17 protein-coding genes are annotated in these 15189 nt (G+C 46.4%); 7 read left to right on the plus strand and 10 right to left on the minus strand.

Features of this window, described 5'->3' with window-relative positions; genetic code table 11:
- Positions 1-339 precede the first annotated feature (339 nt).
- Genes P253_RS11280 through P253_RS11290 form a run of 3 tightly spaced genes read right to left on the minus strand, consistent with a single transcriptional unit; the run spans position 340 to position 3182 of the window.
- Complete coding sequence (locus tag P253_RS11280) at positions 340-1428, minus strand: DUF6670 family protein (RefSeq protein WP_016659557.1); 1089 nt, start codon at positions 1426-1428, stop codon at positions 340-342.
- Positions 1429-1452: 24 nt separating this feature from the next.
- Positions 1453-2277 carry a CDP-diacylglycerol--serine O-phosphatidyltransferase gene (gene pssA / locus P253_RS11285; RefSeq protein ID WP_016659558.1) on the minus strand — a complete coding sequence of 275 codons (825 nt, stop codon included), beginning with the start codon at positions 2275-2277 and terminating at the stop codon, positions 1453-1455.
- Positions 2278-2324: 47 nt separating this feature from the next.
- Complete coding sequence (locus tag P253_RS11290; RefSeq protein ID WP_016659559.1) at positions 2325-3182, minus strand: 23S rRNA (adenine(2030)-N(6))-methyltransferase RlmJ; 858 nt, start codon at positions 3180-3182, stop codon at positions 2325-2327.
- Positions 3183-3299: 117 nt separating this feature from the next.
- Between P253_RS11290 and P253_RS11295 the strand changes: the two genes are divergently transcribed.
- Together P253_RS11295 and P253_RS11300 are read left to right on the plus strand one after the other, a co-directional pair.
- Complete coding sequence (locus P253_RS11295; RefSeq protein WP_016659560.1) at positions 3300-3902, plus strand: 2OG-Fe(II) oxygenase; 603 nt, start codon at positions 3300-3302, stop codon at positions 3900-3902.
- Between the two features lie 60 nt (positions 3903-3962).
- A complete protein-coding gene (locus tag P253_RS11300; RefSeq protein WP_005182203.1) occupies positions 3963-4490 on the plus strand; it encodes a hypothetical protein in 528 nt (175 codons plus the stop codon).
- 94 nt (positions 4491-4584) lie between these two features.
- On the opposite strand, the gene P253_RS11305 is transcribed toward P253_RS11300, so the two are convergent.
- The 6 genes from P253_RS11305 to P253_RS11330 all read right to left on the minus strand — a co-directional run bounded on the left by P253_RS11305 (position 4585) and on the right by P253_RS11330 (position 9677).
- Positions 4585-4842: a DUF2789 family protein gene (locus tag P253_RS11305; RefSeq protein ID WP_005182199.1), complete on the minus strand. Its 258-nt coding sequence runs from the start codon at positions 4840-4842 to the stop codon at positions 4585-4587.
- Positions 4843-4952: 110 nt separating this feature from the next.
- A complete protein-coding gene (locus P253_RS11310; protein ID WP_005182196.1) occupies positions 4953-5213 on the minus strand; it encodes a DUF2789 family protein in 261 nt (86 codons plus the stop codon).
- 145 nt (positions 5214-5358) lie between these two features.
- Positions 5359-5613: a DUF2789 family protein gene (locus P253_RS11315; RefSeq protein WP_005182193.1), complete on the minus strand. Its 255-nt coding sequence runs from the start codon at positions 5611-5613 to the stop codon at positions 5359-5361.
- A 193-nt stretch (positions 5614-5806) separates the two neighbouring features.
- Positions 5807-6793, minus strand: coding sequence for a malate dehydrogenase (locus P253_RS11320; RefSeq protein WP_005182191.1), 987 nt, complete (start codon positions 6791-6793; stop codon positions 5807-5809).
- Between the two features lie 178 nt (positions 6794-6971).
- Positions 6972-7625: a ribonuclease T2 family protein gene (locus P253_RS11325; RefSeq protein WP_005182188.1), complete on the minus strand. Its 654-nt coding sequence runs from the start codon at positions 7623-7625 to the stop codon at positions 6972-6974.
- Between the two features lie 75 nt (positions 7626-7700).
- Positions 7701-9677: a lytic transglycosylase domain-containing protein gene (locus P253_RS11330; RefSeq protein WP_005182175.1), complete on the minus strand. Its 1977-nt coding sequence runs from the start codon at positions 9675-9677 to the stop codon at positions 7701-7703.
- Between the two features lie 260 nt (positions 9678-9937).
- Between P253_RS11330 and miaB the strand changes: the two genes are divergently transcribed.
- The 4 genes from miaB (at position 9938) to P253_RS11350 (ending at position 13390) form a co-directional block, all read left to right on the plus strand.
- On the plus strand, positions 9938-11392 hold the full coding sequence (miaB, locus tag P253_RS11335) for a tRNA (N6-isopentenyl adenosine(37)-C2)-methylthiotransferase MiaB (RefSeq protein WP_005182171.1): 1455 nt from the start codon (positions 9938-9940) through the stop codon (positions 11390-11392).
- A 41-nt stretch (positions 11393-11433) separates the two neighbouring features.
- Positions 11434-12507 carry a PhoH family protein gene (locus P253_RS11340; RefSeq protein WP_016659561.1) on the plus strand — a complete coding sequence of 358 codons (1074 nt, stop codon included), beginning with the start codon at positions 11434-11436 and terminating at the stop codon, positions 12505-12507.
- A 19-nt stretch (positions 12508-12526) separates the two neighbouring features.
- Positions 12527-13009 carry an rRNA maturation RNase YbeY gene (gene ybeY / locus P253_RS11345; RefSeq protein WP_016659562.1) on the plus strand — a complete coding sequence of 161 codons (483 nt, stop codon included), beginning with the start codon at positions 12527-12529 and terminating at the stop codon, positions 13007-13009.
- Between the two features lie 90 nt (positions 13010-13099).
- On the plus strand, positions 13100-13390 hold the full coding sequence (locus P253_RS11350) for an antibiotic biosynthesis monooxygenase family protein (protein WP_016659563.1): 291 nt from the start codon (positions 13100-13102) through the stop codon (positions 13388-13390).
- Here the strand turns inward: P253_RS11350 and P253_RS11355 are convergent.
- Positions 13387-14265 carry an energy transducer TonB gene (locus P253_RS11355; protein WP_016659564.1) on the minus strand — a complete coding sequence of 293 codons (879 nt, stop codon included), beginning with the start codon at positions 14263-14265 and terminating at the stop codon, positions 13387-13389. The genes P253_RS11350 and P253_RS11355 overlap by 4 nt on opposite strands.
- A 239-nt stretch (positions 14266-14504) precedes the next feature.
- On the opposite strand from P253_RS11355, the gene P253_RS11360 reads away from it, so the two are divergent.
- Positions 14505-15188 (plus strand): hypothetical protein, encoded by a 684-nt coding sequence (locus P253_RS11360; RefSeq protein ID WP_016659565.1) that lies wholly within the window; start codon positions 14505-14507, stop codon positions 15186-15188.
- The last annotated feature ends 1 nt before the right edge of the window (position 15189 follow it).

A 15189-nucleotide genomic window follows, 5' to 3' on the forward strand; every position in this document is an offset into this window, starting at 1 on the left:
AATGAAAATATATTCGATTAATCAACCAGTAAAAATCCACACAAGTTGTTCTTCATAATCTCTTAATGATCTTCTCGATGCTTCGTCAGCATCAAGCTAGGTCGGCTATATTACTCTCTATTTTTAGAAAGTCAACATGCAATGTTGATTTTATTTCTAAACTTACCACCTAAACCAGAACTCAACCATTTTAGCTAAATCATTGTTTATCAACAAGTTTTTATCAACATCACCGCCGATGGATGTGCATTATAGAGCAAATAAAACCTGACGCAACCCCTATTTTTAATTATTTTGGGAAATACGACACAACTGTTTATTTATTCAACAAAAATACACTTATTTTTCTTTTTTCACTAAAAATGGGACCGGATTGGCCAAATGATCACCTAATTTTTCTGCCTGATTCTTTTCCTGCCATTTTAAGGCGCGACAATCAATATATTCACAATAGCCGCCTTCGCCCTGTTCTTCGACATCATTTATTTTGACCTGATAATGAAAACTGCCGACATAACCTGCAGCCAAGCCAAATTTAAAATCCCCGCGGCTTTGTGCCTGAATATGGATACGCGTGCCATCTGCACCGCTGTAACACCATTCAAATTCACGCGGCAGATACATGCTTTGCCGGTTTGGAGTCATCACCGCCGGATAAACCCGGTGCACTTTAAAATATACGCCTTCATCAAACAGCTGGCTTTGGCCACCGCTCAGGTCACGCAAATACATCCGCGACTGCAAAATCCGGTTAAAGCGGTCCCGCACTTGGGCCAGTAATAACTGCCGTTGTTGCTGCAGATTAATCACCTGATAGGTAAAAAAGGCTAAAGGTAGATAAGGAAAATTAATGGCTCGCGCATATTCAAAGCTGCCGAGTTGCTGGATCTGATAATGTTGCTGTTTATATTGAAGCTGTCCACTGCATTCACACAGCAAAGACCAGTGATCGGCCAGCCCCATGCGTAGCTTGGCAAAATAGGAAATCACCGGGGTAGTACAAATCCTCAGATCAAAACTGAGTTCAGAATCCAGACGTTGGACCCGAAACTCCGGAAAATGTCCTTCAAGCTGTTCCCGGCCACCAAACTGAAACAGTGCCGGCTTGAAATAACATTCTTTTTCCACTGAATAACTGCTGAGCTGCCCCACCATATGTGGACTGGAACTGACCAGTACCGTAGCAGTATCCAGCGGATGGGTTTGAATCGCGCTGTCATTACGCAGCATCGGGGCATTTGGCTGCCCAATCAGGCTCAGGAAATTAAGATAATGTAAGGGCGCGGGCAAATTGGGAATCATCAGCCCTTGATGAATGATTTTATATTTCTGGTTCGGGGCGTGAAAAGGCAGCTGCTCAAGCTTGAGTTGATGTGGAGCTTGATTCAGTTGTTTGGATCGATCGAGAAAATCTTGAAACATCTGCATAGCAAGCTCCTGGGTGTCATCTTGTTATGATTCGGCGGTTTTTCTCGCCATATAAGTGGTCACAAAACCTGATAATGCATAGATGATAGAAATCACCAGAATACCGACCGGAATATTATAGGTCATGGCCGCCAGTACAAAAACTGCTATCGGCAGCACAATAAACGGCACCCGCTTACGGTCCAATGTCTTAAAGGAATAATATTTAATATTGGAAATCATCAGCAAGCCAACCACCACAATAATCACGGCGTTGATGATCTGAATACCAAAGTCCTGAATATTATAAATTTCAGGAAAATCGCGGCCGACCCAGACCAGCGACACCAGCATTAAAGCCGCCAATGGACTGGCTACACCAATAAAATAACGCTTATCAACCACGCCAATCTGCACGTTAAAACGCGCCAGACGGAAAGCCGCACAGGCGGTATAGACAAAACAGCAGGCCAAGCCAATCCGGCCCAGATCATTCAGGCTCCAGCTATACATTAAAATTGCCGGGGCCACACCAAAGGCCAGCATATCGGACAAGGAGTCAAACTGCTCACCAAACGGACTTTGCGCACCAATGGCACGCGCAACACGACCATCTAAACCATCAAATAAGGCCGCCAGGAAAATGGCATAAATGGCCTGGCTATATTCGCCATTCATGCTGGCAATAATTGAATAAAAGCCCGACAGTAAAGCCGCGGTGGTAATGAGATTAGGCCACAGGTAGATGCCACGGCGTTTGACCTTTTGCCCCTCGCGGGTACGTTCCTCTTCCACCACTTCAAATGTGATTCCATCGTAATCATGTTCACGCGTCACGGAATCACCCTCGGGCTTCGGTGTGTTTATCATTATTTTATGTCCTAACTCTAACCTAATCTCTGTTGTGGCTGCTTGGCTTATTCGCCAACCAGCCAGCGTACTGCGGCATGTCCACCATTGTCCTGCATGCGTAAATGCGGGAATAACCATTGTAAGGCTTCATCTGCATCTTCAGAGAATTTCCAAGGTGGATTGATCACCAGTAAACCACAGCCATTCAAGCCAACCGGGGTATCATCTGGCCAGACACAGATTTCGCAAACCAGCTGACGGCGAATGCCCGATTTGTACATTTTCTTTTCAAAACGTTCAATCATGGCGCGGTCTTTAATTGGATACCACACCGCAAACACGCCTGTTGGCCATTTTTTATAGGCCGCGACCAGCAGTTCTACCAGCTGCGGGAAGTCTTTACGTTCCAGCTCATAAGGCGGGTCAATCATGACCAGACCGCGTTTTTCTTTCGGTGGAATCACCCCAAGCAGACCTTCGTAAACATCACGTTCATGCAAGCCAGCACGACGGTCACGGATATTGCTGCGCAATTGCTGAAAAACATCACGCTGCATTTCAAACACCGTGGCTTTATCCATCTCACGCATGCCTTGTAAGGCAAACCATGGTGAACCCGGATAAGCACCCTTGCCATCCGTCTCGCGCATCTGCTCGACCAGATTCAGATACTGCTTCACGCCTTCCGGTGCATTGCGGATAATCGAGTCATCCAGTTTGACCAGACGGTGAATACCATTTAAGAACTCACCCGACTTCTGTGCAGGTGCTAAAGATAAGTCGTATTTGCCTGCACCGCCATGTGTATCAATATAGCGATAAGGTTTATCTTTGGCATTTAAACGTGTCAGTAACTGAAGCAAAAGCACATGCTTCATGACATCGGCAAAGTTGCCTGCATGGAAATGGTGACGGTAATTCATGTTTCTTTAATTCCTGAAATCAACCGGTATTTTAGCATGAAAAAAAGTTTCATTCAGAGGCTTATCTTGCTCTAAAATAGTTCCCCCGCTTTTTTTATCCTTGTTCGAGTTTTGCCTATGCAAACACATTCTCTACCACCATCCTGGAATCTGGCACAGATATTTAATGATCTGGATCAATCCGGTTATGCCCTGATTGATGATGCCTATCCACAGGATTATGTACAAGCTTTGGTAGCAGAATGTACCGCACATTTGAATGAGTTTCGTAACGCAGCCATTCAAAACGGTGTGGTCAGCCAGATTCGCAGTGATCATATCTTATGGCTGGATTCAAGCCTGCCGGTTGCCGAGCAGCATACCCAAACCTTAATGGCGCTGGCCGAGCAATTAAATCGTGCCTTTTTTCTGGGCATTAAGGAAGTCGAAGCCCATTTTGCCTGTTATAACGCCGGCGAATTTTATGCCCTGCACCGCGATAATCCGCAAGGTAAAAATGGCCGGATGATTTCCTGCGTCTTTTATCTGCATGAACAGTGGCAGGCCGATTGGGGCGGTGAATTACGCTTGCAGGACAAACAGGGCGAATGGCAGATCATTGCGCCACAGCCCAACCGGATGACCTTATTCCAAAGTGACTTGCTGCATGAAGTGCTGCTCTCCAAACAGCAGCGCCTTTCGATTACTGCCTGGCTGCGTAGTGATCCACAGTTGTGGTGATCCTTTAAATCCTGGCAAGTGGCCTCATATAAACCGTATTGTGAACTGAGGATTGTGCCGATGCGTGATACCACCCAACCGATTATTCAGCGTATCGGTGAAACTGACCAGCTCTATTTACAGGGCAACACCCCGGAACTGGCGCTGGAACGTGCTTCATTACGCCTAGAACTGGTGATGCTGAGTCAGGTCCGTCAGGAACAGACCTATTTCCTGCAAGAAGCGATTGTGCTGCTGGAGCAAGGCCGGGTTGAATTTGAGGAAATGCCGCTGTCCTTATATTTAAATCTGTCCTTAACCCTGGCCAAGGCCTATATGCTGTATTTTGAAATCAGCCAGGAAACCCGCTTTGCCTTAATTACCCAGCAGATTCTAAAACCGCTGACCAATTATAATCATGGCGATATTTACCTGTTCCTGGCCTATGCCAGCGCAGCGAAAAAAGAAAATGCACTGACTCAGCACTGGCTGACCAAATACCGTAAAACAGCCGAGTTTGATGCCGATGTACTACGTGAACATACCGCCTTTGAACACTGTCATGGTCAAAGCTGGTTTGTGCAGCTGATTCAGCCGCGTTTACACTAAAGCTCAGCACGAAAAAAATATTTAACAACAAAAATGCCTCATTGATTGAGGCATTTTTTATGGACTACAGAAACGCTTGAATCTTCAGGCAGGATTAAGCGGTTTGGGCTTTATAGGCATCCATATGTAATTGTTGATTCAATTCATCGACCCAGATCGCCCAGTCATCATCCTGGACCAGATGACTGATTAATAAAGCACGCTGGGATTTATTCCAGAACGGCGCATCATGCAAAGAAATATGGGAAGGCAGTTGATGGGTACGTACATAAAGTTCAATGGCCGCCGGACTATTGGCTAAACCAAGTTGAGAAAATAATAGAGCTAAGGATGGTGTGTTGTGATTGAGCATCTCGCCCTCCTTATATATCAGATAAATTGTAGTTATTTATCCATCTAACTTATAAGATAAAGCAAAAAAAACCTAGTCTTTGCGACCAGGTTTGTTGTTTCAATTTGTGATTAAAGTTCGCAAGAGCCGGAAAGCTTATGTTCGGTATGTAATTGCTCGTTTAAGACATCAATCACGATGGCCCATTCATCATCACTTTTCCAGTGACTGATAATGAAATCGTGCTGGGCCTTGCTCCAGAATGCGGCTTTATGTAGGGGAATATCGGAAGTTAATTGATGGCTTTCAATAAATTGATCAATGGCTTCTGAACTGGACTCTAGACCCAGCTGCTCAAATAACAGTTCTAATGTGGGTTGCTGATCAAACATGGCGCCCTCCTCAGCATTTTTTTACTGTATTGTAGCTTTACGTTATAAGAATTCTGCACAAAAGCACAGCCTTGTGACTGCGCTTGTTGTATTTTTTTGTACCAAAGCATGTAAGGCGGATGAGCCTGATTGAACTGGCTCCGGCTTATTGCGCCAGCTTGTCGCTTTCAACGTGTAGTAACTGGTTTAATTTGTCGATAATCACAATCCACTCATCATCCTGATGCCAGTGTTCGCGTAAAAAGGCGCTTTGTCCCTCACTCCAGAATCCGGCATCGGGCAAGGTCACTTCTGCCGGCAATTGATGGGCACGCACAAATTGCTCAATAGATGCTTCGTCTGCGGCTAAACCCAGTTGTTCAAATAATAATTCTAAGGTCGGCTGTTGTTCGAGTACCATGGAATGACTCCGTATTTTTCTAGGCGAAGTCCATAAACTAGCAAATCCGGAACAGCATTAGGGCTACAGGCCGATGTATTCTTGTTATGTTTTGTGAGGTTTGTCATGGCGCTGATCAATACAACAATCCATACAGCTGCATAAAAAAAGCACCCCAAATGGAGTGCTTTTTCTAACTTAGTTCAACACTAAATTATTTCACCATGTCAGCAATTGCTGCACGTTCTTCTTCAAGCTCGTTTAGCGTGAAGTTGATACGCTCACGGCTGAATTCGTCGATTTCAAGACCTTGAACGATCTTGTATTCGCCATTTTCGCAAGTTACAGGGAAACCGAACATTACGCCTTCAGGGATACCGTAAGAACCATCAGAAGGAATACCCATAGTTACCCATTCGCCGTTTGTGCCAAGCGCCCAATCGCGCATATGGTCGATTGCAGCATTTGCAGCAGAAGCAGCAGAAGACAGACCACGCGCTTCGATGATTGCAGCACCACGTTTACCAACAGTTGGAAGGAATACGTCTTTGTTCCATTCAGCATCGTTGATTTTGTCTTTCAAGCTTTCGCCGTTTACGTTCGCAAAACGGTAGTCAGCATACATTGTTGGAGAGTGGTTACCCCAAACTGTCATGTTTTTGATGTCAGAAACTGCAACACCAGCTTTTTGAGCAAGTTGAGTCAACGCACGGTTGTGGTCAAGACGTAACATTGCTGTGAAGTTCTTCGCTGGAAGATCTGGAGCAGATTTCATTGCGATGTAAGCATTCGTGTTCGCAGGGTTACCTACAACAAGAACTTTAACGTCACGGCTCGCAACTTCGTTCAGCGCTTGACCTTGACCGATGAAGATTTCACCGTTGACTTTAAGAAGGTCAGCACGTTCCATACCTGGACCACGTGGACGTGAACCAACTAAAAGTGCATAGTCAGCATCTTTGAATGCAACTTTAGGATCATCAGTACCGATCATGCCAGCCAATAATGGGAAAGCACAGTCGTCAAGTTCCATCATTACGCCTTTCAGCGCTTGTTGAGCTTTCTCAACAGGAATTTCTAATAATTGAAGAATAACTGGTTGGTCTTTACCCAACATTTCACCGCTAGCGATACGGAATAATAGGCTGTAACCAATTTGACCAGCAGCGCCAGTAACGGCAACGCGAACAGGTTGCTTCATGTAATTATCTCCAGTTGAGAGGATAGTTAATGCGATTAAATAGCTGTTCTATCTAATCTTAATAATCATAAACGGCAAAGATTGTACTCCAATCCTTTGTCAGATGCATGTAAAAGGCTATGGATTTCAACAAAAGTCTGATAGGAAATATAAATAAAATGCCGAAAAACGTCGGGTTTTAGTATGAACCTTTAATAATAAAGGCCGATGGACACTGGGTTTCCACGCTACTGCTGCACTGTTTATAGCGCCCATTCGGGCTATAGCAGATTTTCAATTCAGTTAAATAACTTTTGGCCTGATGCGAAGTGCACTGAAAGTGAATGCTCTTGGAATGCATGCCCGGATTCAGGCGAATAAACAGCCGGTTCAGTTCATTCTGCTGCACCACGGTAGTTTCCTGACCGGTCAGCACCGCCGGGACTTTCAGCCGGTCGGCATAGTTAATGATGGTACGGAAATACTGGCTGGCATTCATCGGTACGCAGCCACCAATACCCTGCCACAATTGCACCCGGGCATGTTCATCGGGCATGACCCGTGCCACCACTTTGGCCTGAATGGGAGACAGTTTGGCTGAAGAGCTGGTTTCGCAGTCACGACGGGAGGTTTCCGGATACAGCCCGGTAATATTCAGCGAGTAGCCTTGCAGGCATTTCCGCTGCTTGGCGCGGTTGCTGTCAAACATGCACGCGGCGGGTGTCATTTGTACATCCATGACATAGCCCTGCACCGTGGCAGCACATGCAGCACTACTGAGCAATACCCCCGCCCCACCCGAAATCAGAATGAGGATTCCCGCTGGCTGCCCCCCGGCTGTCAATTTCTTCATTCTCAAACTTAGCACCTTCTCGTGTCGTTTTGAGTCCCATCCTCCTGCATCCATGCAGGAGACACCCCATCTTGTTTACTGCGTATTGCGCATTGGAATCTGCTGCATACGTTTACTGATTGATTGCGCGCCCTGACCCAGCAATAATCCATAGTGCGTGGCATTGGTCATGACGTGTTTAACGTAATCGCGTGTTTCCAGCAACGGAATAGATTCGGTATATTGATCCGCTGCCATGTTTTGAAATTCAGGCTGCCAGCGACGGGCACGGTTTGGCCCGGCATTATAGCCCGCAGTTGCTAAAACCGAGTTATTACTAAGCTGACCCTGGATGGTCGACAGATAAAACGTGCCATAACGAATATTGGTATTCATATCGGTGAGTGCCGCCGGATTATAGGTTTCCCCCATTTGGCGGGCAATTAAACGCGCGGTATCCGGCATAATCTGCATTAAACCACCCGCCCCGACATGCGAACGCGCCGTAGTCACAAAACGGCTTTCCTGACGCATCAGGCCATAGGCCCAAGCCGGATCAATCCCGGCGTTCTGGCTGTGGCTGACCACATAATTCTTGTGCGGCATAGCATAACGGTACTGATAGTTATGCTGCTTGGTGGTGCGGTCTGCCGCATAAATGGCCCGGTCATACCAGCCCATATCGGTGGCGCGTTTGGCTGCAGCTAATAACAGACCATCATCATGTTTTAAATAGGCCTGACGCACAGCCCAGTTCCATTCACGGTTAATATAACTGGCCGGTGCATTAATCTGGCGCAAGGCAAAGGCGCGTCTAAAGTGAATATCCTGATTTAAACGCTGCATATCCTGCGAACTTGGCTCACGGCTCACAGGAATCGAAGAATAGCTGTATCCGAGCTGATCTTTGGCCAGCAAATTGTGGTAATCATCACCCTGAGCCAAACGTTTATAAATCGCGTCAGCACTGCGTTTTGAAGTGGCATCGCCACGCTGCTCAGAGGCACGCGCCAGCCAGTACTGCCAGCGGTCTTCCTGCTTTTGCGACACGCTCATGGCATCAATCGCGCGAATTACACTTTCCCAAGCACCAAAACGAATCGCCTGACGGGCATAAATTTCCGCTTCTTCCGGGCTAAATGGCAGTCCATAGCTGGCATCCAGCGCATTCAGTACTTCACGGTTAAAATTGTTCTTCATGACGGTGGTGCCGCCAATATAGCCCACAGCACGATACAAGGCGCGCTGCACCGACTGCGGGGTACCTTCTGCAGCACGTTTCACCGCAGATAGAGCCGAGTTCAGGTCGGTATCGGCCAGGCGGCCCAAGGCATAAATCAGATAAGCCTGATCTTCAGCACTGGCTTTTGGTGCAGACCATAAATAGTTAAGCGGGTTGGCCTGAATGCTGTTCAGCTGCGACAGACTCAGGTTTAAACCTAGTCCCTGTGCAGTGGCAAGCGCCTGTCCGGATTGGCCGGCACGCAGCTGCACCCACAAACGCTGCTGTTTATCTTCCTGGGTCATCAGTGGGCTGGATAACATCATCCGGCCCAGACCGGTACAGGATTCCGGCTGCGAATTGGTGGTTAGCCAGACATCTTTAAATTCGGCAAAAACCAGCGGATCACCCGACTGGGCACGCACCTGCGCCACGGCACAGCTTTCGGCACGGTCGGCATTGGTCACATACGGCAGCACTGATACAGCATTGCTAAAATCGGCCTGTTTGACTTTTTCTTCGACATAGTCAGCGGCCAGTTTTTCTGCCATGGCCGACTGTGGATAACGCTGGGCAAACTGCACAATCGAGGCGGGTGACTGAGTGGCCAGATTGGTATTTAAAATCCAGTATTCCGGATAATAGCCGAGCACATCATTTTGCATGGCACTTTGATATTGCTGCAATAAAGAGAGGTTACTGGCATTGGCTGCCCGCAGCGCATCATTAAACTGCTCTTCGGCTGCGTACAAGGTTGGGAAAATGCTCAGTGATGCCAAACCTAACACAAGCTTTTTGCAAAAAATTCTTTTCTTTTCAGTCCATGTGCGCATGTGCCTATTTTCAGTCATTACTTCGCCTCTCCTCTCTTACCGCAATATACTAAAACAGTTTCATTATTCTCAAACACCTCAATTGTTGTGTTATGTAACCTCATGATTAAACAATATTAATTTTCGAACAATTTTAATTGATAAATCAATCTTCTGCTTCCCTCATTTAGGGCTATAAGTTTATACCCAGTTCCTGTTAAAATACGCGTTTTTCTATCACCTCTGCCGTTCAAACATTTCAGAACGGACGATCTCGATTTTATCCTTCAGGAGCCTACATGACGGTTCAAACCTTCATTCCAAATGGTGCCAAAGCTGCCTCAGAAAACACTGTTACCCAGCCACAGCACACCCCAGCCGACGGTTCAGTGAAAAAGCTGTACATCGAAACGCAAGGGTGTCAGATGAATGAGTATGACAGTCATCGTATGGCAGACCTTTTAGGCGATTCTCACGGCTATGTGCTGACCAGCAATCCGGCCGATGCCGATATCCTGCTGATGAACACCTGTTCCATCCGCGAAAAGGCACAGGAAAAAGTGTTCTCGGAACTGGGCCGCTGGCGCAAACTGAAAGAAAAAAATCCGGATCTGGTGATTGGCGTGGGTGGCTGTGTTGCTTCTCAGGAAGGTGACAATATTCAAAAACGTGCGCCGTATGTCGACATGGTGTTTGGCCCACAAACCTTGCACCGTTTGCCACAAATGCTGGATCAGCATAATGATCAGGTTGAAAAACCGAAAAAAGAAAAAATCAAGCTGGTGGATATTTCCTTCCCGGACATTGAAAAATTCGACTTCCTGCCAGAACCGCGCGTCGAAGGTTTTAAAGCCTTTGTGTCGATTATGGAAGGCTGTTCCAAATACTGTTCTTTCTGCGTGGTGCCCTATACCCGTGGTGAAGAAGTTTCACGTCCACTCGATGACGTACTGGCGGAAATTGCCGGTTTAGCAGAAAAAGGTGTGCGTGAGATTTCACTGCTCGGTCAGAACGTGAATGGTTACCGCGGTGAAACTTTTGACGGCAACATCTGTACCTTTGCTGACCTGTTGCGTTTGGTCGCCGAAATTCCGGGGATTGGCCGTTTACGTTATACCACTTCGCATCCGCTAGAATTTAATGATGACCTGATTCAATGCTACCGCGACTTGCCACAAATGGTGTCGCATTTGCACTTGCCGGTACAAAGTGGCTCCAATGATGTATTACAGGCCATGAAACGTAACCACACCATTGATGTTTACATCGAAAAAATTGCCAAGTTACGTAAAGTGCGTCCGGACATGCATTTGTCTTCTGACTTTATTATTGGCTTCCCGGGCGAAACCGACGAGAACTTTGAAGAAACCTATCAGTTTATTCAAGATATGGACTTCGACCATTCGTACAGTTTTGTCTATTCAAAACGTCCGGGCACGCCGGCGTCTGAACTGCCGGACAACACTCCGGAAGATGTCAAAAAAGAACGTCTGGCCAAAGTGCAGCAATGGATCAAACAGTCCAGTATTGACAAAACTGATGCCATGCTCGGTACCGTGCAACGTGTGTTAATTGAGAGCGTGTCGAACAAAGATCCGAATGTACTGGTCGGCACGGCGGACAATACACGTTTGGTAACATTTATTGGTGATCCGGCTTGGGTCGGACGCTTTGCGGAGATTGAGATTACCGAGATTAAAACTTTAAATTTAGTTTATGGTGAACTCTTGAATCTTGAACCAGACGTGGCGTAATGTAAGGGAACAATACGACTACTTCTGAATAAGGAATTCTCTTGACTGCAGCAATTCGACGTACAGTAAATTTTCCTGGCATTTCAATGGAACGTCTCAAAAGCATGCTCGGTGCTTATAACGGCCACTTGAAACAGATTGGACAGCGTCTAGATGTGCAAATTTCTCATCGAGGTGATGCCTTTTTTATTGATGGTGAAATAGATGCAGTTGAGAGAGCCGAGCTCTTGCTTCAGCGTTTATATGAAGAATCGGAAAATTCCAGCCAGATTAGTGCCGACACCTTACACATGATGATTCAGGGCAGCCAGACTGACCGTGAATTGCAGATTGATGAAGAGCAGGAACATACCGGTTTAGATGCGGTCTGGTTACAGACCCGCAAAGGCCGGATTAACCCGCGCGGTGCCAACCAGAAACGTTATGTGCAGCGTATTTTACAAAGCGATATTTCGTTCGGGATTGGCCCAGCAGGAACCGGTAAAACCTACCTGGCGGTAGCTGCAGCCGTCGATATGCTGGAGCGTAATGAAATCCAGCGGATTTTACTGGTTCGCCCTGCGGTTGAAGCCGGTGAAAAACTCGGTTTCCTGCCGGGTGATTTAACCCAGAAAATTGACCCGTATTTGCGCCCGCTGTATGACGCGTTATATGAAATGCTCGGCTTTGAAAAAGTCGCCAAGCTGATTGAACGTCAGGTGATTGAAGTCGCGCCGCTGGCCTATATGCGTGGTCGTACCCTGAACCATTCTTTTGTAATTCTGGATGAAGCGCAGAACACCACACCAGAACAGATGAAAATGTTCCTGACCCGTTTGGGCTTTGGCTCACGTGCCGTAATTACCGGTGACGTGACTCAGGTCGATTTACCGCGTGGTCAGCAGTCTGGTCTGGCGCATGCCCTGCGCGTGCTGGAGCACGTCAAGGAAATTCATATTACCCGTTTCCATTCACGTGATGTGGTGCGTCATCAACTGGTGCAGAAAATTGTTGAAGCCTACGAAGGCTGGGACAGTGAGCAACAACGTCTGAGTGCAGAAGCCCGTGCCGAACGCAAAGCCCGTCAGGAAGCGCTGATTGCAGAAAACGATGCCAAGGCCGATGCGCAGGACTAAACTGATCTAAGGATATATTTTGAAACTGAGTCTTTCTCTACAACAGGATGTTCAAGCCCCTGAACTGGTCTTGAAACTTGGCTATATCAAAAAAGTTGTAGAAACCACCTTGCGACATATTGGCACCCAAAGTGACTGTGAAATCGGGATCGCCTGTGTCGACAATGAAGAAAGCCATAAACTGAATCTGGAATATCGCCAGAAAGACAAACCGACCAACGTGCTGTCTTTCCCAAGTGAACTGCCCGATGAAATGGCCGAATTTCTTGATGCCTTCCCCATTGGGGATTTAGTGATCTGTATTCCGGTGGTGCTACGCGAAGCGAATGAGCAAGGCAAAGCACCGCTAACCCATTTCACCCATATGCTGGTGCATGGCACCTTGCATTTGATGGGTTATGACCATGAAACTTCAGATGAAGATGCTGAAGAAATGGAAGGCATTGAAATTGAAATTCTGGATAAGCTCGGTTTTGAAAACCCGTATCTAGAACGCGATTAAAGTTAAACAATGAAGAAGCGGGCTTAGGCTCGCTTTTTTTTATAGGGTTTATTTTATAATGAGATGAATAAAAATAGATAAGCCACAATCATGAAATACGTTGTTATTTTTAAAGCGAAAATTAAAAAACTTGATCCTCTGTATTTTGCCACAGCACAGCAGTTATGTCAGAAAGCCTTAAGCCAATTCCGCTGCATTCATTTTGAAACATTAACAGAAGGTTTATCTGAAATCGCCCTATCCTATTGGCATGATCTTTCAGATATACACGCTTGGCATTTAGATGCGGAACACCAAGTCGCACAACAACTCGGACATAACACTTGGTATGAAAATTTCAGTGTTGAAATTTGTGAAGTATTACGTCACTACAAACGCTAGCGCACCTCAAACTCCGCCTCAGCCGGGTCAAAACGCCAGGTCCGGATAATGCGTAGCTCGGAAATATCTTTCATCTTGGCATCAAAGGCACCAAAAGGAGCAGCTTTTCGTACTGAGGCTTTAGCAGCTTCATCCAGCATGGCATGTCCCGAGCTTTCAATTAAACGAATCGCGCGAATCCCGCCGTTGGCATTTAAAACCACCATTAAACGTACTTCACCGGCCAGCTGTTGCTGCTTGGCCGCTTCCGGATAATAACGATTACCATAAAATTCGACTTTCTGACGGAATTTTTCCAGATAACCGGCCGCGACATCCTGCTTGGCCTGAATTCCATCTACGGTTTTAATTTTCTGCTGACGGCTAAAATTTTGCTGACGCTGTAAATACTGCGCTTCTAGACTGGCCACCATCGCCGCTTTGGCCTGAAACTGGCTGTTTAATTCTTCCAGCGCTTTTTTACGCTGGTTTTCCGCCGCCTGCTTTTGCCAGCTTAAGGTGGTCATTAGCACTTTTTCTTCAAAGCTCAGTTCACGCTGCTGCTGCAAACGCTCAAGACTTTCCAGCTGCTGATCACCGGCACTCTGTTCAATCATTGGTGCGGGCATATCGCTGGACATGCGGTGCGCTTCCCGGAAGGTGCCAGAACCTTGCTGATCGGCCTGTGCTAAAAAGTCGGCGTCCTTAATTTCGGTGGCACTTGGCCTTAAGCTGACCGCAATTTCCTTGACCGCGGCATCGCTTTGCTGTGGCATGACAAATTGCACCGTTAACACAGCCAGATGCGAAAGTGCCGCCAGCGTCAGTACGGTGCCAAATAGTGGATCTTTCCACCACTGCTGCGTCAAAGGTGCAAAATGAAATTTCTTTAACATCACATTAATCCGACAAAATCGCGGATTCCCCAAATCGTATAAAACGAGATAAAATAAGACTGGTTTTTACTTTTGAAAAAAAGCGAGACACCCGTCAACATGTCGTGTCACGATAAATAAAATCTTGAAAATGGTGCAGTTTATTTTGCTAAACTGCAAGCTTCAATTGGCGTATTTTTAATACAATTCGACAAGATCTCTGCAAAGTTAATAAAGATTAACCCATTGGAATGCCCTGTATGTCCCCTCTTATCTCTCTCATTTCAAAACGTTTACGTCAGATGTATCAGAAGGCTGAAGGATTTATTGAAGATGAGCGCGAATTTCCAATGTCTCAGGTTTTTCTGAATGCGACCTTTCAGCGCTTTGTCACCGACAATGTCAAAATGCTGAAAGACTTACATGCCGATTTACATGACGACTGGCTGCGTCTGTATGCGACCCTGGACTACAACGGGCTGTATATTACTTTGTCGGTAGATTTGAAACTGGTGCAGATGGAACTGAATAAAAATGTCCAGCTGATTGTATTTGAACAGATTAGTGATACCCAGGTGATTGAAGCCAAATATCCAAGCATCCTGCATAAGCTGGGTGTGCGGTTTGCGCTGTTCTTCTATCAGAAAGTGCTGAACAAAGATCCACTGGGCATGATTCTGCAAAAACTGAATGTGATTAAAGTTAAAGATGATCTATTACATTTAGACCTGAACCGCTGGCTGGGCAAGAACCGCTCGATCATTGACACTCTGGGCAAAGTGCATGTCAATCATGCGGTGTTGCGTGAAGCCGAACTGGTGGTCATGGGCAATGTCAACCTAACCACCCTATTTCGAAAAATTGCTGAAGATCGCGATCGTGAAGAAGCCGAAGAAGCACAAACGGCCACAGAAGTGACGCCCATCAAACAGAAAAAGAGCTAAA

This window comes from Acinetobacter indicus CIP 110367 (assembly GCF_000488255.1).
Lineage (GTDB): Bacteria > Pseudomonadota > Gammaproteobacteria > Pseudomonadales > Moraxellaceae > Acinetobacter > Acinetobacter indicus.